The organism is Bradyrhizobium sp. 17 (assembly GCF_023073515.1).
In the GTDB taxonomy this organism is placed as follows: Bacteria; Pseudomonadota; Alphaproteobacteria; order Rhizobiales; family Xanthobacteraceae; genus Bradyrhizobium; species Bradyrhizobium canariense_D.
In genome coordinates, this window is the sequence record NZ_JADPJQ010000021.1 from 41794 (window position 1) to 64021 (window position 22228).

General features: G+C 64.6%; 21 protein-coding genes. 16 read left to right on the plus strand and 5 right to left on the minus strand.

The genetic code is table 11. The features are described from left to right. Window positions 1-80: 80 nt before the first annotated feature. Together IVB13_RS04085 and IVB13_RS04090 are read right to left on the minus strand one after the other, a co-directional pair. Window positions 81-899: a YkgJ family cysteine cluster protein gene (locus IVB13_RS04085; RefSeq protein WP_247298797.1), complete on the minus strand. Its 819-nt coding sequence runs from the start codon at window positions 897-899 to the stop codon at window positions 81-83. A 201-nt stretch (window positions 900-1100) separates the two neighbouring features. Next, window positions 1101-3494: a lytic transglycosylase domain-containing protein gene (locus IVB13_RS04090; RefSeq protein ID WP_247487854.1), complete on the minus strand. Its 2394-nt coding sequence runs from the start codon at window positions 3492-3494 to the stop codon at window positions 1101-1103. Between the two features lie 294 nt (window positions 3495-3788). On the opposite strand from IVB13_RS04090, the gene dapA reads away from it, so the two are divergent. The 4 genes from dapA to IVB13_RS04110 are packed head-to-tail and all read left to right on the plus strand — an operon-like array spanning window position 3789 to window position 6279. Next, on the plus strand, window positions 3789-4679 hold the full coding sequence (dapA, locus tag IVB13_RS04095; protein WP_247487856.1) for a 4-hydroxy-tetrahydrodipicolinate synthase: 891 nt from the start codon (window positions 3789-3791) through the stop codon (window positions 4677-4679). A gap of 25 nt (window positions 4680-4704) precedes the next feature. Further along, window positions 4705-5148 (plus strand): large conductance mechanosensitive channel protein MscL, encoded by a 444-nt coding sequence (gene mscL, locus IVB13_RS04100; RefSeq protein WP_018458414.1) that lies wholly within the window; start codon window positions 4705-4707, stop codon window positions 5146-5148. 59 nt (window positions 5149-5207) lie between these two features. Continuing rightward, a complete protein-coding gene (smpB, locus tag IVB13_RS04105) occupies window positions 5208-5681 on the plus strand; it encodes an SsrA-binding protein SmpB (RefSeq protein ID WP_007603387.1) in 474 nt (157 codons plus the stop codon). A gap of 4 nt (window positions 5682-5685) precedes the next feature. Further along, complete coding sequence (locus IVB13_RS04110) at window positions 5686-6279, plus strand: peroxiredoxin (RefSeq protein WP_085351429.1); 594 nt, start codon at window positions 5686-5688, stop codon at window positions 6277-6279. Here the strand turns inward: IVB13_RS04110 and IVB13_RS04115 are convergent. Further along, entirely contained in the window at window positions 6276-6950 is a 675-nt protein-coding gene (locus IVB13_RS04115) for a uracil-DNA glycosylase (RefSeq protein WP_247487858.1), read from the minus strand. The two genes, IVB13_RS04110 and IVB13_RS04115, sit on opposite strands and share 4 nt — an antisense overlap. Next, a complete protein-coding gene (locus IVB13_RS04120; protein ID WP_007603390.1) occupies window positions 6931-7578 on the minus strand; it encodes an NYN domain-containing protein in 648 nt (215 codons plus the stop codon). The genes IVB13_RS04115 and IVB13_RS04120 overlap by 20 nt, the downstream gene beginning before the upstream one ends. A 329-nt stretch (window positions 7579-7907) precedes the next feature. Between IVB13_RS04120 and rpoZ the strand changes: the two genes are divergently transcribed. The 12 genes from rpoZ (at window position 7908) to IVB13_RS04180 (ending at window position 20411) form a co-directional block, all read left to right on the plus strand. After that, window positions 7908-8300, plus strand: coding sequence for a DNA-directed RNA polymerase subunit omega (rpoZ, locus tag IVB13_RS04125; RefSeq protein ID WP_007603391.1), 393 nt, complete (start codon window positions 7908-7910; stop codon window positions 8298-8300). A gap of 209 nt (window positions 8301-8509) precedes the next feature. After that, window positions 8510-10795: a bifunctional (p)ppGpp synthetase/guanosine-3',5'-bis(diphosphate) 3'-pyrophosphohydrolase gene (locus IVB13_RS04130; RefSeq protein WP_247362571.1), complete on the plus strand. Its 2286-nt coding sequence runs from the start codon at window positions 8510-8512 to the stop codon at window positions 10793-10795. A 45-nt stretch (window positions 10796-10840) separates the two neighbouring features. Further along, on the plus strand, window positions 10841-11593 hold the full coding sequence (locus IVB13_RS04135) for a pyridoxine 5'-phosphate synthase (protein WP_247487860.1): 753 nt from the start codon (window positions 10841-10843) through the stop codon (window positions 11591-11593). Continuing rightward, the gene (gene acpS, locus IVB13_RS04140) at window positions 11590-12009 is read left to right on the plus strand and encodes a holo-ACP synthase (protein WP_007611179.1); all 420 of its coding nucleotides are present in this window, start codon (window positions 11590-11592) and stop codon (window positions 12007-12009) included. Before IVB13_RS04135 ends, acpS begins: the two co-directional genes overlap by 4 nt. A gap of 248 nt (window positions 12010-12257) precedes the next feature. After that, window positions 12258-13022, plus strand: coding sequence for a signal peptidase I (lepB, locus tag IVB13_RS04145; RefSeq protein ID WP_018458408.1), 765 nt, complete (start codon window positions 12258-12260; stop codon window positions 13020-13022). Beyond that, a complete protein-coding gene (gene rnc / locus IVB13_RS04150) occupies window positions 13019-13885 on the plus strand; it encodes a ribonuclease III (RefSeq protein WP_247487862.1) in 867 nt (288 codons plus the stop codon). Before lepB ends, rnc begins: the two co-directional genes overlap by 4 nt. After that, a complete protein-coding gene (era, locus tag IVB13_RS04155) occupies window positions 13875-14801 on the plus strand; it encodes a GTPase Era (RefSeq protein ID WP_018458406.1) in 927 nt (308 codons plus the stop codon). Before rnc ends, era begins: the two co-directional genes overlap by 11 nt. A gap of 21 nt (window positions 14802-14822) precedes the next feature. Continuing rightward, a complete protein-coding gene (locus tag IVB13_RS04160) occupies window positions 14823-15203 on the plus strand; it encodes a hypothetical protein (protein ID WP_018458405.1) in 381 nt (126 codons plus the stop codon). A gap of 122 nt (window positions 15204-15325) precedes the next feature. Continuing rightward, on the plus strand, window positions 15326-16078 hold the full coding sequence (gene recO / locus IVB13_RS04165; RefSeq protein ID WP_247487865.1) for a DNA repair protein RecO: 753 nt from the start codon (window positions 15326-15328) through the stop codon (window positions 16076-16078). Between the two features lie 100 nt (window positions 16079-16178). Beyond that, window positions 16179-16463 carry a hypothetical protein gene (locus IVB13_RS04170; RefSeq protein WP_247453207.1) on the plus strand — a complete coding sequence of 95 codons (285 nt, stop codon included), beginning with the start codon at window positions 16179-16181 and terminating at the stop codon, window positions 16461-16463. 60 nt (window positions 16464-16523) lie between these two features. After that, on the plus strand, window positions 16524-18782 hold the full coding sequence (parC, locus tag IVB13_RS04175; RefSeq protein WP_247487867.1) for a DNA topoisomerase IV subunit A: 2259 nt from the start codon (window positions 16524-16526) through the stop codon (window positions 18780-18782). 84 nt (window positions 18783-18866) lie between these two features. Continuing rightward, complete coding sequence (locus IVB13_RS04180) at window positions 18867-20411, plus strand: GMC family oxidoreductase N-terminal domain-containing protein (protein WP_247298789.1); 1545 nt, start codon at window positions 18867-18869, stop codon at window positions 20409-20411. 53 nt (window positions 20412-20464) lie between these two features. Here the strand turns inward: IVB13_RS04180 and IVB13_RS04185 are convergent, their stop codons facing one another. After that, window positions 20465-21679, minus strand: a complete 1215-nt coding sequence (locus IVB13_RS04185; RefSeq protein ID WP_247402573.1) for a YeeE/YedE family protein — start codon at window positions 21677-21679, stop codon at window positions 20465-20467. Between the last annotated feature and the right edge of the window lie 549 nt (window positions 21680-22228).

Consider the following 22228-nt stretch of genomic DNA (forward strand, 5'->3'; position numbering starts at 1 on the left):
CGTGGTCTGCCCGTCTCGACCGCAACCAGCGCGAGTCGAGCGGCATAGAGCGAACTAGGCCGCGTCGACGACGTCGGAGTTCAGGCGTGGTGCGACAGCCGTAGAAGAGCCGGCCGATAGGGGGCTTGCGGATCGTCGTCCTCATTCGAGGGAATTGTGCAGGAGCCGAATTCCTGTCTGATCCGCTCGATCTCGGCGATGCGCTCGTGCAGCCGCTGCAGATGCTCCGGGGATTTCGCCCGCCAGAATCGAAATGTGTCGGCGGTGAGCGGCAGGAACGCGGTGCCGAACAGCGTCGGCTCCGGAACGACGGTTCGCCCGAGCAGCAGGAACCGCTCGGCACCGGAGACGACGAGGGTCGCGTAGCCGCGGTTTCCGATCCTCTTGATGCCATTCAGCGACCATTCGGCGAGCTTGCTGAAATAGGGCTCCTCCCGCCAGCGATCGGGGCAATGGTCATCGACGGTAACGTTGACCGCGTCCTGGCTGAAATGCACGATGATGCCCGATTTCGCCGGAAACCAGTCGTCATCCAGATGGCCCTGCAGCCAGGCGCAGACGAAGGAACGGCACATCTGCGGACGGCGCTCGTAGATGGTGCATCCAGTACCCGTCTGCCAATGCCTGCACAGCTGGTTCACCGGCTTGTCGACGGCCGCCACTTCGAGGATATCGCAGCAGGCATTGCACGAGCCGCATTGCCGGGCTGGCTGGGCTGTCCTCGTCGGGCTGGTTCCGCGAAAACCCTGCCCGTCGCGGACCAGCAGCTTCTGCTTTTCCAGCGCATTCAACGCACGTTCGATTTTGAGACGAGATAGTCCCGTGGCGTCGATCACACCCTTCATCGTCGTCGCGCCTGCCTCTACTGCACGGGCGACGCTCAACATTGCCTGATCCATGTTTGTAGTTCTTTTCTTCTCTTATTGCGGCGCGCCCGATCCGCCCTGCACGATCTTCTCGTTCAGCTTCTCACCGTACGGTCTGGAGCACTCCGGCCCATGTTGATGGCCCCGCCTCAAACGCCGGGAGCTGACCGTGTTACCCCCTCGCGCGGATACCTTGTTATCGGATCGCCGCAAGCGAGTCTCATAGGCACGCCGCTATTCCACGCTGCCGGCGCCACGGCGCAAATCAGCCTCGATCTGCAACCGGGTGCCGCCGCCGAAGCGGGCGCGGTAGACCTGAAGGTTCTCCATGATCCGCTGCACATAGTTGCGCGTCTCGGAGAACGGGATCAGCTCGACCCAGTCGACCGCGTCGACCTTGGGGTCACGCGGATCGCCGTAGCGGTCGATCCACTTCTTCACACTGCCGCGGCCGGCATTGTAAGCGGCGAAGGTCATGATGTAGGAGCCGCGATAGTCTTCGAGCAGTCCACCGAGCTCGGCCGAGCCGAGCGTGGCGTTGTAGGCCGAATCGTTCTTCAGACGCCCCAGATCGTAGGTCCCGCCGTGCCGCTTGCAGACATAGCGCGCAGCGTCCGGCGTCACCTGCATCAGCCCATAGGCCTGCGCCGGCGAGACGACCGAGGGATTGAAGGCGCTCTCCTGCCGCGCGATGGCGTAGATGATGCTGCGCTCGACCTCGGGTCCGATCGGCGTGAATTGCGGAATGCCGTTGACGGGATAGGCATAGAAATCGAACGGCAGCCCGCGATTGAGCGCGGCCTTGCCGAGCAGCAGCATGCCGCGCGCGTCGCTGTGGCGCTGGGTGAGCTCGCCGAGGCCGGCTAGCGCTTCGGGATCGCCGTTCTCGCCCATGTCGGCGAGCAACGGTATCACCATCTCGCGCTCGTCGAGCTCGTAGAGCAGCTGCGCGGCGCGCACGATCTCCAGCCGTTCGGCACCGCGGCTGCGCGGCTGAGCGTTGAGCTCGATCTGCGGCAGGCCGAGCTTGGCGCGTGCGAGCTGGCCGTAATAGCTGGTGGATTGCTCGGCGGCCCGCGCGTAGGCGTTGCGCGCCTCCTGCTGGCGGCCTGCAGCTTCGGCGGCGCGGCCCTGCCAATAGCCGGCGCGCGCCAGCGTGGTCGGATTGACGCTGCCGATCCCGATGCGGGCAAAGTGCTGGGTGGCGGCCGCGGGATCGTTGAGGAAGCGCAGCGCGATCCAGCCGGCGGTGAACTCTTGCTCGGTCTTGTAGATGTCGCGCGAGGGCAGGGCCGCATCGCGCGCGATCAGATAGGCGCTGCGGAATTCCTCGGTGTCGATCATCTTGCGCGCCAGGAGGCGCCGTTCGATCCACCATTCGTCGAGATTGTAGAGCCGGCCCGGATCCTTCGGTGCCGACAGCATGAGCTGGGCGGCTTCCGCAAATTTCTCCTCGCGGCGCAGCAGCTGGATCTTGCTGAAGATGAAGCCCGGATCGCCGTGCAGCTCGCGCGGCACGGCTTCGAGCAGCGCACGAGCGTTCGGCGCTTTCTTGAGGGAGGCGATGCGGGCTTTGGCGAGTGCGACATAGCCGGCCCCGAGGCGCTTTGCAGCCCGCAATGCGGCCTCGTTCTCGCTGCCGTAGAGCAGCGTATCCATCCGCGCCTTCTGATCGCCGGGCGTCAGCAGCGCGCCGAACTGGTCGAGTGCGTTGTTTTCGGTCTCTTCCGACATCGGGTCGCTGCGCCAGGCATCGCGCACCAGACGTTCGGCGTTGGCACGGTCGCCGCGCGCCAGCATCGCCTTGGCGAGCGTGAAGCGGCCCTTGGCGGACACGGGGGATTCGTTCTCGAACCACGACCACGCGACCTGGTCGTCGCGCCTGTCGTCCCACATCGCGGCCTCTAGGCGCCGGCGCAGGAAGGTCTGCGAGGGCCAGCTCGGATTGGCGGACAGGAAGGCGCGGTAGCGCTCCACAGTCGCGCCATTGTCCTCGCTGCGAAGGATGATCCATTCCGCGAGTTTTCGCGCGACCGGATCCGAGATCGTGGCCGCGGCACTGGTGGCGTCGCCCGCCTTGCGCTTGCGCACGAGCTCGATCACGGTCTCCAGCGTGTCCTTGTCGGCTTGCGGCGTCGAGGAGGTCGCAGCAACCGCAGCCGGTGTGACCGGCTTGCGCGGGGCGGCATGCTGGCGGGTCGCCGGAGCCAGGACAGGAGCCGCGACGGGCTTGGCGGAGGCCGGGGCGGTCGGTCTGACGATGGCCGTTGCTGCCGGTGCGGGTGCGGTCTTCGGGACCGAGCCGCCAGCGGCCGGCTGAGGTTTCGGCGCGACAGCCGCAGGCTTCAGCTTGTCCTTCGCAGGTTCCTTGGCTGCGTTCTTGCCAGCATCCTTGCCAGCGTCCTTGGCAGGCTTCTTCGCGGCATCCTTGGCGGGTGGACTGGTCGGGCCCTTGCTTGCGCCCTTGGCGGCGTCCTTCGAAATGTCCTTGCCGGTTCCCTTGGACGCCCCCTTCGCGGTGTCCTTGGCGGCTGGCTTTGCGATTTCCTTCACGGTTTCCTTCACGGTCTCCGCGGTTGTTTCATTGGATTTGGCCCAGGCGGCGCAGCCGGCCGACGGCCCTGCCATCAGGCACACGACCAGACAGATGGATCGCCATGCGGCGCGCGGAAAGGAGATCACGGCGTTTCGTCGCCCCGAATCAGTCAATTGGCTCAAGACCTAGCTGTACAAGATCTGGCTATATTTGATTGAATATGCGGACAAAATACCAACAGCCGCTTACCTTTGCCGGGTTTGCACCACCACCGCGGCAAAATCGCGGCCTAAACCCGTGCGTCACACGGAAGCGGGTCTTTTACCGGCGGGATAGACCCGATATGAATGCGGCTTGCTCGAGATCGCCGCGTACGGAGGAAGTCCATGGCAGCCAAGACGAAATTCCGGGGATCGTTCACCGCCTTGGTCACGCCGTTCAAGAACGGCTCGCTGGACGAGGCGGCGTTCCGCTCGCTGGTCAACTGGCAGATTTCGGAGGGCACCAACGGCCTGGTCCCGGTCGGCACCACCGGCGAGAGCCCGACGCTGAGCCATGACGAGCACAAGAAGGTCGTCGAATGGTGCATCGAGGAAGTGAAAGGCCGCGTGCCTGTCGTCGCCGGCGCCGGCTCCAACTCGACCAAGGAGGCGATCGAGCTCGCCCAGCACGCTGAAAAGGCGGGCGCCAACGCGGTTCTGGTCGTGACGCCCTACTACAACAAGCCGACCCAGGAAGGCATGTACCAGCACTTCAAGGCGATCAACGACGCGATCGGGATTCCGATCATCATCTACAACATCCCGCCGCGTTCCGTGATCGACATGTCGGTCGACACCATGGCGCGGCTGTGGGAGCTGAAGAACATCGCCGGCGTCAAGGACGCCACTGCCAGCATGGTTCGCGTCTCGCAGCAGCGCGCAGCAATGGGCGAGGACTTCAACCAGCTCTCCGGCGAGGATGCGACCATCCTCGGTTACATGGCCCATGGCGGCCATGGCTGCATCTCGGTGACCTCGAACGTCGCGCCGCGGCTCTGCTCCGAGTTCCAGGCCGCCTGGGCGAAGGGCGACCATGCCACCGCGCTGAAGCTGCACGACAAGCTGATGCCGCTGCACAACAACCTCTTCATCGAGAGCAATCCGGCGCCGATCAAGTACGCGCTGTCGCTGCTCGGCAAGCTGGACGAGACGTTGCGGCTGCCGATGGTGCCGGTCACCGAGCCGACCCGCGTTGCCGTGCGCAGCGCAATGGTTCATGCCGGCCTCATCAACTGACGCGCTGGCCGATCGGGGAGCTTTCATGGCGATCGAGGAAAGAGGCACGCGGATGCTCAGGGAGTTCCGCGAGTTCGCCATGAAGGGCAACGTCGTTGACCTCGCGGTCGGCGTCATCATCGGCGCGGCCTTCGGCGCCATCGTCACATCGCTGGTGGGCGACGTGATCATGCCGATCATCGGTGCGGCCACCGGCGGTCTCGACTTCTCGAACTACTTCACGCCGCTTTCGAGCAAGGTCACCGCCGCAAATCTCGCGGACGCGAAAAAGCAGGGCGCCGTCTTGGCTTGGGGCAACTTCCTCACGCTGACGATCAACTTCATCATCATTGCCTTCGTGCTGTTCCTGGTGATCCGTGCCATGAACAAGTTGAAGCGCAAGGACGAGGCGGAGCCTGCCGCTCCGCCGAAGCCGTCGGCCGAGGTCGAGCTGCTGACCGAGATCCGCGATCTCCTCAAGAAGTCTTGACGCGCGGGCTTCATCCAAACTGTTAGCGTCCTCGCGCATCTCGATCAGGTTTGTCCCCCATGGCCGACAAGAACGAACGTCCGATCAAGGTCATGGCGGAAAATCGCAAGGCCCGCTTCAACTATGCGATCGAGGATACGATCGAGGTCGGCATTGCCCTGACCGGCACCGAGGTCAAGTCGATCCGCAACGGCAAGAGCACGATCGCGGAATCCTACGCCGATTCCAAGGACGGCGAGATCTGGCTGATCAACGCCACCATTCCGGAATATCTTCAGGGCAACCGCTTCAATCACGAGCCCAAGCGGCCGCGAAAACTGCTGCTGCATCGCAAGCAGATCAACAAGCTGATGGGGGCGGTCGACCGCGAAGGCATGACGCTGATCCCGCTCAAGCTTTACTTCAACGAGCGTGGTCGCGCGAAATTGCAGCTCGCGGTTGCAAAAGGCAAGAAGCTGCACGACAAGCGCGAGTCCGAGAAGAAGCGCGACTGGAGCCGGGAGAAGGGCCGCCTGATGCGGGCGAGGGGATAGCGGGATGACTCAGAGAAACCTGCTCGAGGTTGATTGGACCCGGATTCCCGCCCCCGCGGATGACGGCGGCGCCGCGCACCTGAAAGGCATGACGCTGCCGCCGGTCAGCCTGCTCGCCACTGACGACACGTCAGTCGCGCTGTCGGCGCTGCGTGGCCGGACCGTGGTGTTCGCCTATCCGCGCACCGGCGAGCCCGGCAAGATCGCGCTGGTCGACGATTGGGACATGATCCCGGGCGCGCGCGGCTGCACGCCGCAGACTTGCGCGTTTCGCGATCTGTTCGCCGAGCTGAAGGCCGCCGGCGCCGCGCAGGTGTTCGGCCTCTCGACCCAGAGCAACGCGTACCAGACCGAGATGGCCTCGCGGCTGCATCTGCCGTTCCCGGTGCTCTCGGACGAGAAGCTGGCGCTCACGCGCGCCCTGAATTTGCCGACGATGGAGGTCGCAGGCCTGACGCTGATCAAGCGCCTTGCGCTGATCGTCGACGACGCCAGGATCACGCATGTGTTCTATCCGGTGTTTCCGCCCGACCGGAACGCCGGCGATGTGCTGGACTGGCTGAAGGCCAATCCGGCCAAAGGCTTGTCTAGGGATTAGTCGAGGTCGGCCTTCACCTTCGCGAACACGGAGCGGAACATGTCCGGCGTCAGCACGCGGGTGTTCGTGTTGTAGCGGGAGCAGTGATAGCTGTCGTAGAGCCTGAATGCGCCGGCCTGATGCACGGCGCCGTGGCCGAAGGGGGCTTGCGATCCCTTCAGGTTCAGCGGCTTGAGCACGGTGTCGTGCGCAATGCGCCCGAGGGCGACGATCGCGCGCAGGTTCGGCATCGTTGCGAGATTCGCGGCGAGAAACTGCCGGCAGGTGTTGATCTCGACCGGCAGCGGCTTGTTCTGCGGCGGCACGCAATGCACCGCATTGGCGATCCGGCAGTCGACCAGCTTCAGGCCGTCGTCGGGACGCGCCCGATATTGGCCCTTGGCGAAGCCGTATTCGAGCAGCGTGGCGTAGAGCAGGTCGCCGGCATAATCGCCGGTGAAGGGACGGCCGGTGCGGTTGGCGCCCTGCATCCCCGGCGCAAGGCCGACGATCAGCAGGCGCGCCTTGATGTCGCCGAAAGGCGCAACCGGTGCATTGTGCCACAATGGCTCGCGCGCGCGGTTCGCCTCGCGAAAGGCGACCAGGCGCGGACAGAGCGGACAGTCACGGTCGGGGACGAGGCTGAGAGGCTGGCGGCTTGACCGGGCCGCCTCACTCCTCGAAGTCGTCATCGCCCCTCGCCGGCGCCATCGTGGTCGCGCGCTGGAGGAACTGCGGAGCGTGGTGGCGCGCCTCGCGGTCGCCGCGGTCACGCGGGGCGGGGCGTTCGGACGGGTCGCGACCGAGCTTGGACTGCAGCTCGACGAGGTCGGTGAAGACGTCGGCCTGGCGGCGCAGCTCGTCGGCGATCATCGGCGGCTGGCTCGCGATCGTGGAGATCACGGTGACCCGCACGCCGCGGCGCTGAACGGCCTCGACCAGGGAGCGGAAATCGCCGTCGCCCGAGAACAGCACCATCTGGTCGATGTGCTCGGCGAGCTCCATGGCGTTCACAGCGAGCTCGATGTCCATGTTGCCCTTGACCTTGCGGCGGCCGGAGGCGTCGATGAACTCCTTGGTCGCCTTGGTGACGACGGTGTAGCCGTTGTAGTCGAGCCAGTCGATCAGCGGCCGGATCGAGGAGTACTCCTGATCCTCGATGATCGCGGTGTAGTAGAACGCCCTAAGTAGCGTCCCGCGGCTCTGAAACTCCTTCAGCAGGCGCTTGTAATCGATGTCGAAGCCCAGAGTTTTTGCCGTCGCGTAGAGATTGGCTCCATCGATGAAGAGCGCGATCTTGTCGGTAGAGGAAGGTGACATTCAGTTTGCTCGCGTAGAGTTCGTGATTGATCGTTTATTGTTGGCGCGGCGACAGCAAGCCGCGCGCTTCTAAAGTCCCGCCGAAACCCGTCGAAACCGCAAATCCGGAGAAGTCGGGGCAATCAAGGTATAGTTATGGCCAACTTGCACATACCCGGCGCCGCCCTCGCCGGCGGCCCGGGTAACCACCCATCCCAGCGCCAATGTGGAGGTAGCAGAGCCGTTTGGCGAGGCCAAATCACAAATTGGCCTTGCGAAACCCTCCCGGTCGCTATAACTACCGGCATTCATCCACATATTTCGTCCCACCCACAACGGAGCGACAGTCGATGGCTCGCGTCACCGTAGAAGATTGTATCGACAAGGTCGACAACCGGTTTGACCTGGTCCTGCTGGCCGCCCACCGCGCCCGCATGATTTCGTCTGGTTCACAACTAACGGTTGACCGCGATAACGACAAGAACCCTGTTGTGTCTTTGCGCGAAATTGCTGAGACCACCATTTCGCCGGAGGACCTCCGCGAGGAGCTCGTGCACTCGCTGCAGAAGTTCGTCGAGGTCGACGAGCCCGAGCCTGACACTGTGCCGCTGATCGGTTCCGCCGGTGCAAGCGTGGATGCAGACGATACCGAAGTCGCCGTTGAGCGCATGACGGAAGAAGAGCTCCTGAAGGGTCTCGAAGGCCTCGCGCCGCCCGAGGAGCAACCCGAGGAAGACGAGTAAATCGTCCCGTCGCGCTCATCGACTTCTTTGTGATCTGATCAAAGGCCCGAACCGTTGTTCGGGCCTTTGCTTTTGTTGGCGTTTTCGTGGTTACCATAGCGTCGTCGGTTCGCGCCTGTCCCTGTCACTGAATTGATCGGACACGCGCGCGATCGGAGCTAAGATGTATACAACGGGCTCTGTCGTGGTCCGTTTGAAGGCAGGACGGCATGGCATATCGACGCCGCACACCAACGCAGATGCAGGCCGCGACCGAATCGGTTGCCGTGGCCCCGACTGCGCCGGTGGCGCGCCCGGCGAAGCCTCGCGCCCGCATGATGCGTCAATATGACCTCGTCGAGCGCGTCCGGTCCTACAATCCCAACACCGACGAAGATCTGCTGAACCGCGCCTATGTCTACGCCATGAAGGCGCACGGCTCGCAGACCCGCGCCTCGGGCGACCCGTACTTCTCCCATCCGCTCGAAGTGGCGGCGATTCTCACCGACCTGAAACTCGACGACGCCACAATCGTGGCTGCGCTGCTCCACGACACGATCGAGGACACCGAAGCGACGCGGGCCGAGATCGACCAGATCTTCGGGCCCGAGATCGGCGCGCTGGTCGAAGGCCTGACCAAGCTGAAGCGGCTGGAGCTGGTGTCGCGGGAAGCCAAACAGGCCGAAAACCTGCGCAAATTGTTGCTGGCCATTGCCGACGACGTCCGCGTGCTCCTGGTGAAGCTCGCCGATCGCCTGCACAACATGCGCACGCTGGACTTCGTGCCGACGGAATCGCGACGGCGCATCGCCGAGGAGACGCTCGACATCTATGCGCCGCTGGCCGGGCGCATGGGCATGCAGGAAATGCGCGAGGAGCTGGAGGACCTGTCCTTCCGGACGCTCGACCCGGAAGCCTATTCGGTGGTGATGCAGCGGCTCGATGCGCTGGCCGAGCGCAACCGCAATCTGATCGGCGAAATCGAGGACCAGCTCTCCAACAATCTGCGCCACCGGGGCCTGGGGGCGCGGGTCTATGGCCGCCGCAAGAAGCCATTCTCGATCTGGACCAAGATGGAGCGCAAGTCGGTCGGCTTCGAGCAATTGTCCGACATCTTCGGCTTCCGCGTCGTCGTCAACGACATCGAGGCCTGCTATCGCGCGCTCGGCATCGTCCACACGAACTGGCCGGTCGTGCCCGGGCGGTTCAAGGACTACATCTCGACGCCGAAGCAGAACGACTACCGCTCGATCCACACCACCGTGATCGGCCCCGGCAACCAGCGCGTCGAGTTGCAGATCCGCACCGAGGCAATGGACCAGATCGCCGAGCGCGGCATCGCCGCGCACGTGTTCTACAAGGAAGGCGTGGGCTCGCCGACCGAATTCCTCAAGCGCGAGTCCAATGCGTTCGCCTGGTTGCGCCACACCATCGGCATCCTCTCGGAGAGCGCCAACCCCGAGGAATTCCTCGAGCACACCAAGCTCGAGCTGTTCCACGACCAGGTGTTCTGCTTCACCCCGAAGGGCAAGCTGATCGCGCTGCCGCGCCATGCCAACGTGATCGACTTCGCCTATGCCGTGCATACCGACGTCGGCAACAGCGCGGTGGGCTGCAAGATCAACGGCCAGTTTGCGCCGCTGTCCTCGGAGCTCCAGAACGGCGACGAGGTCGAGGTGCTAACCTCGGAAGCGCAAGCGGCACCGCCGTCGGCCTGGGAAACGCTCGCGGTCACCGGCAAGGCGCGCGCCGCAATCCGCCGCGCCACCAGGACTGCGGTGCGCGATCAATATGTCGGTCTCGGCCGGCGCATCGTCGAGCGCCTGTTCGAGCGCGCCAAGATCGAATATGCCGACGACAAGCTCAAGGGCGCGCTGCCGCGGCTGGCACGAACCTCGATCGAGGACGTCATGGCGGCTGTGGGACGCGGCGAAATCAAGGCCTCCCACGTCGCGCGTGCGATGTATCCCGACTACAAGGAGGAGCGCATCGCGCGCTACGGCGTCAAGAAGGGGCTTGCCGGCAAGCTCAAGGAGAAGTCGTTCGAACCGCCGCGCACCCCGGTCGCGATCCCGATCCGCGGCATCAATTCCGACCTGCCGGTGAAGTTTGCGCCGAATGGCGGCGCAGTGCCCGGCGACCGCATCGTCGGCATCGTCACGCCGGGCGAGGGCATCACCATCTACCCAATCCAGGCGCCGGCCCTGAAGGATTTCGAAGAAGAGCCGGAGCGCTGGCTCGACGTGCGCTGGGACATCGAGGACTCCGCGCCGCAGCGCTTCCCGGCCCGCATCAAGGTCGAGAATGTCAACGAACCCGGCGCGCTGGCGCAGATCGCGACCGTGATCGCCGAGCACGACGGCAACATCGACAACATCAGCATGCAGCGCCGCTCACCGGACTTCACGGAGACGACGATCGATCTCGAAGTCTACGATCTCAAGCATTTGAGCGCGATCCTGGCCCAGCTGCGCGCGAAGGCGGTCGTCGCCCGCGCCGAACGTGTTAATGGATAGACGCCTTCCGTCATGGTCCATTCCTATGATTCCGTGAGTCCTGAAATGCCTGCACCTCCGCTCCGCCTCGGCGTCAATGTCGACCATGTCGCGACCCTGCGTAACGCGCGCAGCGGCCGCAATCCCGATCCGGTGCGCGCGGCGCTGCTGGCGATCGAGGCCGGCGCCGACGGCATCACCGCTCATTTGCGCGAGGATCGCCGGCACATCCGCGACGAGGACATGGCGCGGCTGAAAGCCGAGATCTCCAAGCCGCTTAATTTCGAGATGGCGGCGACCGAGGACATGATGCGTATTTCGCTCGCCACCAGGCCGCATGCGGTGTGCCTCGTGCCGGAGCGGCGCCAGGAGGTGACGACCGAAGGCGGGCTCGACGTCGTCGGCCAGCACAATGCGCTGGCGCCTTATATCGCGCGGCTGAACGATGCCGGCATCCGGGTGTCGCTGTTCATCGCGGCCGATCCCGCCCACATCGAGACGGCGGCGCGGCTGCGCGCACCCGTGATCGAGATCCACACCGGCGCCTGGTGCGACGCCGTCGTCGAGGGTCACGCCGACAAGGCCGAGGCCGAATGGCGGCGGATCGTGGCAGGGGCGAAGCTGGCGAAAGAAGCAGGGCTGGAGGTTCACGCCGGACACGGGCTGGACTACGCGACGGCGGAGACGATCGCCGGCTTGCCGGACATCATGGAGCTCAACATCGGCTACTACATGATCGGCGAAGCCCTGTTCGTCGGTCTCGCCGAGACGGTTCGCAGCATGCGCGCGGCGATGGACCGCGGCCGGAGCCGGGCATGATCATCGGCATCGGCTCCGATCTGATCGACATCACCCGGGTCGGCAAGGTGATCGACCGCCATGGCGAGCGCTTCCTCGACCGCATCTTCACCGCGGCCGAGCGGGCCAAGGCGGAGCGGCGCGCCAAGAACGAGAAGATGGTGGTGGCAACCTACGCCAAGCGCTTCGCCGCCAAGGAGGCCTGCTCCAAGGCGCTCGGCACCGGCATCAGGCGCGGCGTGTGGTGGCGCGACATGGGGGTGGTCAACCTGCCGGGAGGGCGGCCAACCATGCAATTGACGGGCGGGGCGCTAGCCCGGCTCCAGGCCCTGACGCCCGAAGGGTTCGCGGCGCAGATCGACCTGTCGATCACCGATGACTGGCCGCTGGCACAGGCCTTCGTCATCATTTCGGCCGTGCCACTGGCCAAACCCTGACGGCGCTCCGATAATTTTATAATTCGCATTCAAAATCAAGCGCTTATGAAGTTTTGACGCGATCCTTGATTGCGTGGCCTCTGACAACCGTCTAAAAGTCCGCGGACGCAAATCAGGCTGGGCGAATTCGGCTTTACGCCGGAATTGGCCCTCATTATCAGAATCAGGACAATCTCCTTGGGCCGCGAGCGATGGGCTGTTCGCGGGAGGAGGGCGCGCTGTGACCGCCCGCCGGAATTGAGAGAGCAATGAGCGTGACTTCAGGAACGAAAACTGAGAGCGGCATCGGCGAAACGATCCGGGTCGTGATCCACGCTCTCCTGATCGCTCTGGTGATCCGCACCTTCCTGTTTCAGCCGTTCAACATCCCATCCGGCTCGATGAAGGCGACACTGCTGGTCGGCGACTATCTGTTCGTCTCGAAATATTCCTACGGCTACAGCCACTACTCGATCCCGTTCTCGCCGCCGCTGTTCTCGGGGCGGATCTGGGGCTCGGACCCGAACCGCGGCGACATCGTCGTATTCCGCCTGCCGAAGGACGATTCCACCGACTACATCAAGCGCGTGATCGGCCTGCCCGGCGACCGCATCCAGATGCGGGACGGGCTGCTCTACATCAACGACACGCCGGTCGAGCGGCAGCGCATGAGCGAATTTGTCGGCGAGGACCCCTGCGGCGCCGAAGGCAGCGGCGTCTCCCGGGTGAAGCGCTGGAAGGAAACGCTCCCGAATGGCGTGTCCTACGAGACGCTGGACTGCGCCGACAACGGCTACGTCGACAACACCAACGTCTACACCGTGCCGACCGGCCACTTCTTCATGATGGGCGACAACCGCGACAACTCCACCGACAGTCGCTTCCTCGGCCAGGTCGGCTACGTGCCGCAGGAGAATTTGATCGGGCGCGCCCAGATGATCTTCTTCTCGATCGCCGAAGGCGAGCATGCCTGGATGTTCTGGCGCTGGCCTTGGGCGGTGCGCTGGAATCGCTTCTTCAAAATCGTCCGATGAAAGACGAAGCCAAGGACATCGCGACCCTACCGACCGAGGCGCAAGCGGGCCCCGACGGCGAAGCTGCGACCAAGACTCTTGATACCAAGACCCTTGAGGTCAAGACGCCTGAGATCAAGACGCCCGCAAAGAAGAAGCGGGTGCGGAGCAGCAAGGTCAGGGGCTCGGATGCGAATGCGGGGCTCGAGGCACGCATCGGCTACAGCTTTGTCGATCCGAACCTCTTGATGCAAGGCATCACGCATGTCTCCGCGCTGAAGTCCGGGCGCAAGCGCGGCGACAGCTATCAGCGGCTGGAATTCCTCGGCGACCATGTGCTCGGGCTCGTCGTCTCCGACATGCTCTATCACGCCTTCCCGAACGCCGACGAAGGCGAGCTGTCCAAGCGACTTGCCGAACTGGTGCGCAAGGAGAGTTGCGCCGATGTCGCCAAGTCGCTCGGTCTGCTCGACGACATCAAGCTCGGCTCGGTCGGCTCCAGCGCCGACGCGCGCCTGCGCAAGAGCGTGCTCGGCGACATCTGCGAGGCCGTGATCGGCGCCGTCTTCCTAGACGGCGGCTACGCGGCAGCGGCCGATTTCGTCAAGCGCAACTGGACCGAGCGCATGCACAAGCCGCGACGTCCCTTGCGCGATCCCAAGACCGTTCTCCAGGAATGGGCACAGGGCAAGGGATTGCCGACGCCGGTTTATCGCGAGGTCGAGCGCACCGGCCCGCATCACGATCCGCAATTCCGCGTCGCGGTCGACCTGCCGGGGCTGGCACCGGCGGAAGGCATCGGCGGCAGCAAGCGCGCGGCAGAGAAAGTGGCAGCTTCAGTGATGATCGAACGTGAAGGCGTTGGCGGCGGCAATGACGGTTGAAGCAAGCGGCGAGGCGCCCACTGCCACGCGCTGCGGCTTCGTCGCGCTGATCGGCGCGCCGAATGTCGGCAAATCCACGCTGGTCAATGCGCTGGTCGGGGCCAAGGTCACGATCGTCTCGCGTAAGGTGCAGACCACGCGCGCGCTGATCCGCGGCATCGTGATCGAGAACAACGCGCAGATCATCCTGGTCGATACGCCCGGAATCTTCCTGCCCAAGCGCCGGCTCGACCGCGCCATGGTCTCGACCGCCTGGAGCGGCGCGCATGACGCCGACCTCGTCTGCGTGCTGCTGGATGCCAAGGCCGGCATCGACGAGGAAGCGGAGGCAATCCTCACCAAGGTCGCCAGCGTCAAGCACGAGAAGATTTTGGTCATCAACAAAGTCGACCTGGTCCAGCGCGAGAAGCTGCTGGCGCTGGCGCAGGCTGCCAACGAGCGCATGGCCTTCGCAAAGACGTTCATGATCGCGGCGATCTCCGGCGACGGCGTCGATGACCTCAGGCGTACGCTGTCCGAGATCGTACCGCCGGGGCCGTTCCTCTATCCCGAAGACCAGATGTCGGACGCGCCGATGCGGCAGCTCGCGGCCGAGATCACGCGCGAGAAGATCTTTCGCAAACTGCACCAGGAACTGCCCTACCAGTCCACCGTCGAGACCGACAAGTGGGAAGAACGCAAGGACAAGTCGGTGCGCATCGAGCAGACGATTTTCGTCGAGCGCGAAAGCCAGCGCAAGATCGTGCTCGGCGCCGGTGGCGCCACCATCAAGTCGATCGGCGCGGACTCGCGCAAGGAGATCGGCGAGATCCTGGGCGTGCCGGTGCACCTGTTCCTGTTCGTCAAGGTGCGCGAGAACTGGAGCGACGATCCCGATCGCTACCGCGAGATGGGCCTGGAATTTCCCAAAGAATAACCAAGAAAAGATCGGTCGACGATGAGCGTACCCAGCAACGTACGGCGCTTCGAAGCGTTGCTCTATGCATCGTTGATGCTGGATGCCTTGTCGGTGGCGGTGCAGGACCGCACGCCGACTGCCGAGATGACCGAACAGATGATCATGACGTCGTCGCTGCTCGCCGGCGGCATGATCCTGCTGCTGGTGTATTTCGTCCGGCTGGCCGCGCACGGGCGCAAGAACTGGCCGCGCTGGGTGCTGGCGGCAGCGCTCGTGCTGTCGGTGATCTCGCTCGGCCAGATCATCGGCGAGAAAGGCATGGAACTCGACAGCGCCATCGAGATCGTCTCCTGCGTGCTGACCGCGATGGGATTGTATTTCTCGTTCCGCGGCGACGCGCAGGGCTGGTTCAACGCGTGAGGCCGTGTCGGGTGGATTGGCGGCGCGCAATTCACCTTCCAGGCGTGCCCCCGCGATTGGCCGATTAGGCCTTCGGCCAATCCGCCCTACGATTGAAGACCGGAATCCGCTAGACTTCACCGATGGAATGGACCGACGAAGGCATCGTGCTGGGGGTGCGGCGGCATGGCGAGAGCAGCGCCATCGTCGAGTTGCTAACCCGTGCCCACGGCCGCCATCTCGGTCTCGTCCGCGGCGGCGCCGGCTCTCGGATGCGTCCGTTGCTGCAGCCCGGCAACAGCCTCCGCGCGGTATGGCGGGCGCGGCTCGACGAGCATCTCGGCACCTATGCCATCGAGGGCCTCAAGCTGCGGGCGGCGACGCTGCTGGGATCATCCCACGGCGTCTACGGCATCACCCATCTCGCCTCGATCGCGCGGTTGCTGCCGGAGCGCGATCCGCACGAAAACCTCCTGGCGCTGCTCGAACATTCGCTGGACGATTTCGACGACATCGGCAGCGCGGCCGTGCACGTGATCCATTTCGAACTGGCAATGCTCACCGAACTCGGCTTCGGGCTGGCGCTGGAAAACTGCGCGGTGACAGGAGAGACCACCGACCTGATCTACGTCTCGCCCAAATCCGGCGGCGCGGTGTCCCGCGGGGCGGGCGAGCCGTGGCGCGACCGCCTGTTGCGGCTGCCGCCGTTCCTGCGCCAAAGCGAGGTGCAGGGCGACCTCACCGATCAGGACCTCCAGGACGGCTTTCGACTGACCGGCCTGTTCCTGCTGCGCCACGTGCTGGAACCACGCGGGCAAGGCCATTCCGATGCGCGGGCAGGCTTCATCAACGCGCTGACGCGACAGCAGGCAAAGGCCGCCATTCCCGCGCCATGAGCTTGGCGCGGCTCTGCGTTGCCTCAGTGGACCGGCCCTTGCTGGAACAAAAGTCGGTTCCCCGGACTTGCCATTTTGGGTTCCAACCGGGGATAGCCTCATGCTGATCAAGGGACTTGTGATATCGGCAGCGCTGATTGCGCTGGCGCCGGACGCCCTCGCGGGTGAGCAGCCGGGCGTCTTTCGCCGTGCTTCCTGTACCGTCGTCAGATTCTATGTGGCTAAATATTCCGCTGCAGCCGCAGAGGCATGGGCACGGTCCAAAGGCGCGACGGAGGCCGAGATCGACACCGCGCGGCGGTGCCTGACCAATGCCCCGGCCACCACGCGGGCTAAAGCCGCGCCACCCACCCAGACCTTCACCGCAGGCTGGGCCGGCCAGTAGGCCGCCACAGGGAACCAATCGATCCTTGCCGGATTCGCTTCCACGGTTTAACCGGGCGGCATGGGAAAACGATTGATTCCGCCGGAGGAACCGGCCGAAATTCACGAGGTGCCGCTGCGTGAGGCGTTGGAAGAGCGCTATCTCGCCTACGCGCTCTCCACCATCATGCACCGCGCGCTGCCGGATGCGCGCGACGGCCTGAAGCCGGTACACCGGCGCATCCTGTATGGCATGCGGCTGCTCCGGCTCGACCCGGGCACGGCATTCAAGAAGTCCGCCAAAATCGTCGGCGACGTGATGGGCTCGTTCCATCCGCATGGCGACCAGGCGATCTACGACGCCATGGTGCGCCTGGCGCAGGACTTCTCCTCGCGCTACCCGCTGGTCGACGGCCAGGGCAATTTCGGCAATATCGACGGCGATAATCCCGCCGCCTATCGCTACACCGAAGCGCGCATGACCGACGTCGCGCGGCTTCTGCTCGACGGAATCGATGAGGACGGGGTCGAATTCCGCCCCAATTACGACGGCCAGTCGAAAGAGCCGATCGTGCTGCCCGGCGGCTTCCCGAATCTGCTCGCCAATGGCGCGCAAGGTATCGCAGTCGGCATGGCGACCTCGATCCCGCCGCACAACGCCGCCGAGCTCTGCGACGCCGCGCTGCATCTGATCGAGAAGCCCGACGCGAAGTCGAAGGCCTTGCTGAAATGGGTCAAGGGTCCGGACTTTCCAACCGGCGGCATCTGCGTCGATTCCAAGCAGGCGATCGCTGAAGCCTACACCACCGGTCGCGGTTCGTTTCGCGTCCGCTCCCGATGGGAGCAGGAAGAGGGCGCGCGCGGCACCTGGGTCGTCGTCGTCACCGAGATACCCTTTCTGGTGCAGAAGTCCCGGCTGATCGAGAAGATCGCCGAGCTGCTGGACCAGAAGAAGCTGCCGCTGGTCGGCGATATCAGGGACGAGTCGGCCGAAGACGTTCGCATCGTGATCGAGCCGAAATCGAAGAAGGTCGATCCCGCGCTGATGATGGAATCGCTGTTCCGGCTGACCGAGCTCGAAAACAAGATTCCGCTGAACCTCAACGTGCTGATCAAGGGCCGCATTCCCAAAGTCGTGGGGCTCGCGGAGTGCTTGCGCGAATGGCTCGACCATCTGCGCGACGTGCTGATCCGTCGCACCAACCATCGCAAGGCCGAGATCGAGCGCCGGCTGGAGATCCTCGGCGGCTTGCTGATTGCCTATCTGAACATCGACGAGGTGATCAGGATCATCCGCAATGAGGACGAGCCGAAGCCGGCGCTGATCAAGGCGTTCAAGCTCACCGAGGTGCAGGCCGAAGCCATCCTCAACATGCGGCTCCGAAGCCTGCGCAAGCTCGAGGAGATGGAGATCCGCGGCGAGGACAAGGATCTTCGCAAGGAGCTGAAGGGCATCGAGGGACTGCTGGCGTCCGAACCCGAGCAGTGGAAGAAAGTCGGCGAGCAGGTCGGCAAGGTTCGCGACATGTTCGGACCGAAGACCCCGCTCGGCAAGCGCCGCACCACCTTTGCCGACGCGCCAGAGCATGATCTCGCTGCGATCGAGGAGGCCCTTGTCGAGCGCGAGCCGGTGACGGTGGTGGTCTCCGACAAGGGCTGGATCCGCACTCTCAAGGGCCATGTCGAGGATCTCTCGGGGCTGGCCTTCAAGCAGGACGACAAGCTCGGATTCGCGTTCTTCGCGGAAACGACCTCGAAGCTGCTGCTGTTCGCCACCAACGGAAAATTCTACTCGCTCGATGTCGCAAAACTTCCGGGCGGCCGCGGTCATGGCGAGCCGATCCGCCAGTTCATCGATCTCGAGCCGGAGGCCGCGCCGGTCACGCTGTTCGTCAACAAGGGCGGACGCAAATTCCTGGTCGCGAGCCACGAGGGCCAAGGGTTCGTCGTCAACGAGGACGATTGCGTCGGCACCACCAAGAAGGGCAAGCAGGTCCTCAACGTCGACATGCCGAACGAGGCGCGCACAGTCACCGAGGTGATCGGCGACACCGTCGCGGTCATCGGCGAGAACCGCAAGATGCTGGTGTTCCCGCTCGACCAGGTGCCGGAGATGGCGCGTGGCCGCGGTGTGCGTCTGCAGAAGTACAAGGACGGCGGCCTCTCCGACATTGCAGTGTTCGACGCCAAGACGGGCCTGACCTGGAAGGACTCCGCCGGCCGCGAATTCTCCGCGACCATGAAGGAGCTCGCCGAGTGGAAAGGCTCTCGCGCGGACGCCGGCCGTCTGCCGCCGAAGGGATTCCCGAAGTCGAACAAGTTCGGCAGGGGGATCGGGTAGTCGGGCGACAGTCTGGTTCCGCCGGTGCGCGCGGTCTGATACCGTCCGCCATCCCGGTGTTCTGGAACGTTGAGAAGTAGCGCGATGTACGATGTCATTGTTGTCGGCGGCGGCTCGGCCGGCGCTGCTGTTGCGGCGCGGCTCTCGGAAGATCCCGCACGGCGCGTCCTGCTGCTGGAGGCGGGTCTGGACTGGCGCGCCGACGAGGCGCCCTGGGAGGTGATGACGCCAAATCCCATCCCGATCATCCACAAGCGCGAGTACCAGGAGAAGTGGCAATGGCCGGATCTTCTGACGCGCCGTGTGGCCGGCCAGGAGCCGCGCTTCTACTGGCGCGGCAAGGGGCTCGGCGGCTCGTCGATGATGAACGGCCAGATCGCCATCCGCGGCGTCGCTGCTGCGTTCGACGAATGGGCCGCCAATGGCTGCACCGGCTGGTCGGCCACGGACGTGATGCCGTTGTTCTCGGTGATCGAGGATGATCTGGAATTCGGCGACGCCGCCGGCCACGGCCGCGGTGGACCGCTGCCGGTCTATCGGGCGCCGCCGGAAAAATGGGGGCCGATCGACCGCGGCTTGCGCGATGCGGCGTTGGCGAGCGGCTATCCCTGGTGCGCCGACGTCAACGGCCCTGACGGCGAGGGCGTCGCCTGCTATCCCATCAACAGCCGCGACAGCCGCCGCATCACGACCAATGAGGGTTATCTGGAGCCCGCGCGGGGCCGCGCCAATCTGGAAATTCGCGGGCATGCGCTGGTCGACCGCGTGCTGATCAGCGACGGCCGGGCAACCGGCCTCCGCGTTCACATCGAGGGGCAGGGCACCAGCGAGATCAGCGCGCGCCAGATCGTGCTGTGCGCCGGCGCCATCCACAGTCCAGCGATCCTGCTGCGCTCGGGCATCGGTCCTGCGGAGGAGCTGAAGGCGATGGGGATCGCGGTCGAGCGCAACCTGCCGGTCGGCAAGCACTTCTTCGATCATCCGCTGTTCCGTGCCACGATCCAGCTCCACCAAGACCTGCGGCCGACCGATCCGGACACCCGCCACACCAATTGCTGCGTGACCTATTCGTCGGGCCTCGCCGAGGGCGGCAAGCGCGACATGATCCTGATCGCCTTCAATCACCGCGGCATCGGCGTGCCGGGCGCGATCGGCGCCGGGCTGTTCAACGCGTATTCGCGTGGAACGCTCAAGCTGGCCTCGACCGATCCCACGATCGATCCCGTCGTCGAGGAAAACATGCTGGCCGATCCCCGCGACATGCTGCGCATGAAGGATGCGGTGAAGCGGCTCGCCGTGATCACCTCCCAGCCGGCGCTATCAGGCATCGCCGACTGGATCCGGCTCGCGGACACCGATCTGACGCTGCCGCAAGCCGCGGCCTTGCCGGAGCATGAACTGGATGCGCTGCTGCGCCGTGAGACCGGCGATATCCAGCACGCCGCCGGCAGTTGTCGTATGACCGGCTTTGAGAGCGCCGACGGCGTGGTCAACCCTGACGGCACCGTGAAGGGCATCTCCGGCCTGCGCATCGCCGACGCCTCGATCATGCCATCGGATTGCCGGGCCAACACGCATTTCACGACCGTGGTGATTGGCGAGGCGATCGCGCGGATGATGATGCGTTAGGTTCAATCGTCGTCCGCCATGGCGGTCTGATGAAACGGCGCGCAGACGAAAACCTACCGCTCGACGGCCAAGCCGAACAGCGGTCGGAGATGTGTCCCCAGAATGTTGCCGACGAAAGCCGCCACCAGCCAGCACCAGCCATGCAGGCTGCCCGATGCGATCCCGCTGAAATAAGCGCCGATATTGCAGCCATAGGCGAGCCGGGCGCCATAGCCGAGAAGCAGGCCGCCGATGATGGCGGCGAGGAGCGAGGATGCGGAGATGCGCCATGTCGGATGGAATTTGCCGGCGAGGCCTGCGGCCAGCAACGCTCCCAGGATGATGCCGAAATCCATGACGGAGGTGATGTCGGCGAAGACGCTTTGGTGCAGCGAGGTCGCGCGAGCACCCTGCCAATAGGGCCATGACGCGACGTCGACGCCGAGGCTCATCAGGATCTTCGATCCCCAGAGCGCGAAAGCGGAGGTGATGCCCCAGGGACGTCCCGCAAGATACAGCGTGGCGAAATTTCCGATCGCGAGCAGGATCGCGCCCCACAGCAGCGGCCATGGCCCCTGCATGAAGCGGCGTAGGCCTTGCAGCTTCGTCCGCGCTCCCGGCTCGAGTTCGCCGTGGCGGCCGATCTCGGCCCTGAGGGTGATGAGATAAATTGCAGCCATAACAGCCCAGCAGAGCACGAGCGCCGGCAGCCATCCGAGCCGTTCGATCAACGAGACGGCGCCGATGTTCGGCAGCGCGCTCCACCACGGCAGATGCAATGCACCGAGCGTCGATCCGGCGATGAAGGCCGCCAGTGTCACCAGCATGCGGGTGTTGCCGCCGCCGGCGGTATAAAGCGTTCCCGACGCGCAGCCGCCGCCAAGCTGCATTCCAAGGCCGAACAGGAATGCCCCGGTGAGCATGCCCACGCCCACCGCGCCGAGCTCGCCACGCACGGCGACGCCGAACAGCGTGCCTTGCGCCAGGGCCGGGAAGAAGAGGGCGGTTGCCAGCGCAAGCATGACCATTTGGGCGCGAAGGCCGGCGCCTCGTCGTGCGACAATGAAGACGCGCCAAGCCGAGGTGAACCCGAACAGCGCATGGTACAGCGTCAGGCCAAGTGCGCCTCCGAGAAGAAACAACAATCCCTGTTGCCACGAAATCGTGCCTGACAAGGCCGCTGCGCCCGCCAGAAGAATTGCCGCCGCGACAGCGACGACCGTGAGATTGGCGCCGTGCCGGTCATTGTCAGGGGCAAGCAGCCGCGCATCGATAGATAGATCGGTCATGGCTCATCCAAAAGCGGATTTCTTCGGCAGTGAGAGCTAACCGGGGCGAATTCTCCCCGTTCCAATCTTTCCACCTTGGAACTGATGCGATAGCGCTAGCCTGTCATGCCCAGGCTCGACCGGGGCATTCAGTACGCCGCGGCCTCTCCTCTCAAATCTCGACTGTCTTGGGCTACCGGGTCGCCCGGTCAAGCCGGGCGACGACAGCGAGAGTGGGCAAGATTAGTCGTCGCGCCGATGCACGTTTCAAACGGCGGACGAGAGTTCGCGATCTCGCGGCGCGTTCCGCCCGAGTCTTGCGTCGTCGCATCGCCCTCATTGAGACAAGGGCGCAGGGAAGGCCGGGCGCCGGCTGGCACCCGCAGATCCGTGGCGATAGAAATGCACACGGGGTGGATCACAGGTTCGCCGGATCGCCCGGCCTTCCCTGCGCGATGGTTTTAACGTGTCCTTCGTGCTCTCCTCGGGGAGCGATGCACTATTGCCCCCGTCGCCATGCAGATGACTGATGCGCGCGGCCCGGTTGGGCCGCCACATCACCGCAGGACT

What these genes read in the sequence shown, in the direction of transcription:
- IVB13_RS04110 (WP_085351429.1), top strand. Translation starts at nt 5,686, where the DNA reads ATGACTCAGAGAAACCTGCTCGAGGTTGATTGGACCCGGATTCCCGCC.
- smpB (WP_007603387.1), top strand. Translation starts at nt 5,208, where the DNA reads ATGGCCGACAAGAACGAACGTCCGATCAAGGTCATGGCGGAAAATCGC.
- recO (WP_247487865.1), top strand. Translation starts at nt 15,326, where the DNA reads ATGGAATGGACCGACGAAGGCATCGTGCTGGGGGTGCGGCGGCATGGC.
- acpS (WP_007611179.1), top strand. Translation starts at nt 11,590, where the DNA reads ATGATCATCGGCATCGGCTCCGATCTGATCGACATCACCCGGGTCGGC.
- lepB (WP_018458408.1), top strand. Translation starts at nt 12,258, where the DNA reads ATGAGCGTGACTTCAGGAACGAAAACTGAGAGCGGCATCGGCGAAACG.
- mscL (WP_018458414.1), top strand. Translation starts at nt 4,705, where the DNA reads ATGGCGATCGAGGAAAGAGGCACGCGGATGCTCAGGGAGTTCCGCGAG.
- IVB13_RS04120 (WP_007603390.1), bottom strand. Translation starts at nt 7,578, where the DNA reads ATGTCACCTTCCTCTACCGACAAGATCGCGCTCTTCATCGATGGAGCC.
- rpoZ (WP_007603391.1), top strand. Translation starts at nt 7,908, where the DNA reads ATGGCTCGCGTCACCGTAGAAGATTGTATCGACAAGGTCGACAACCGG.
- IVB13_RS04135 (WP_247487860.1), top strand. Translation starts at nt 10,841, where the DNA reads ATGCCTGCACCTCCGCTCCGCCTCGGCGTCAATGTCGACCATGTCGCG.
- rnc (WP_247487862.1), top strand. Translation starts at nt 13,019, where the DNA reads ATGAAAGACGAAGCCAAGGACATCGCGACCCTACCGACCGAGGCGCAA.
- IVB13_RS04115 (WP_247487858.1), bottom strand. Translation starts at nt 6,950, where the DNA reads ATGACGACTTCGAGGAGTGAGGCGGCCCGGTCAAGCCGCCAGCCTCTC.
- parC (WP_247487867.1), top strand. Translation starts at nt 16,524, where the DNA reads ATGGGAAAACGATTGATTCCGCCGGAGGAACCGGCCGAAATTCACGAG.
- IVB13_RS04085 (WP_247298797.1), bottom strand. Translation starts at nt 899, where the DNA reads ATGGATCAGGCAATGTTGAGCGTCGCCCGTGCAGTAGAGGCAGGCGCG.
- IVB13_RS04160 (WP_018458405.1), top strand. Translation starts at nt 14,823, where the DNA reads ATGAGCGTACCCAGCAACGTACGGCGCTTCGAAGCGTTGCTCTATGCA.
- IVB13_RS04185 (WP_247402573.1), bottom strand. Translation starts at nt 21,679, where the DNA reads ATGACCGATCTATCTATCGATGCGCGGCTGCTTGCCCCTGACAATGAC.
- era (WP_018458406.1), top strand. Translation starts at nt 13,875, where the DNA reads ATGACGGTTGAAGCAAGCGGCGAGGCGCCCACTGCCACGCGCTGCGGC.
- IVB13_RS04170 (WP_247453207.1), top strand. Translation starts at nt 16,179, where the DNA reads ATGCTGATCAAGGGACTTGTGATATCGGCAGCGCTGATTGCGCTGGCG.
- dapA (WP_247487856.1), top strand. Translation starts at nt 3,789, where the DNA reads ATGGCAGCCAAGACGAAATTCCGGGGATCGTTCACCGCCTTGGTCACG.
- IVB13_RS04180 (WP_247298789.1), top strand. Translation starts at nt 18,867, where the DNA reads ATGTACGATGTCATTGTTGTCGGCGGCGGCTCGGCCGGCGCTGCTGTT.
- IVB13_RS04090 (WP_247487854.1), bottom strand. Translation starts at nt 3,494, where the DNA reads ATGGCAGGGCCGTCGGCCGGCTGCGCCGCCTGGGCCAAATCCAATGAA.
- IVB13_RS04130 (WP_247362571.1), top strand. Translation starts at nt 8,510, where the DNA reads ATGGCATATCGACGCCGCACACCAACGCAGATGCAGGCCGCGACCGAA.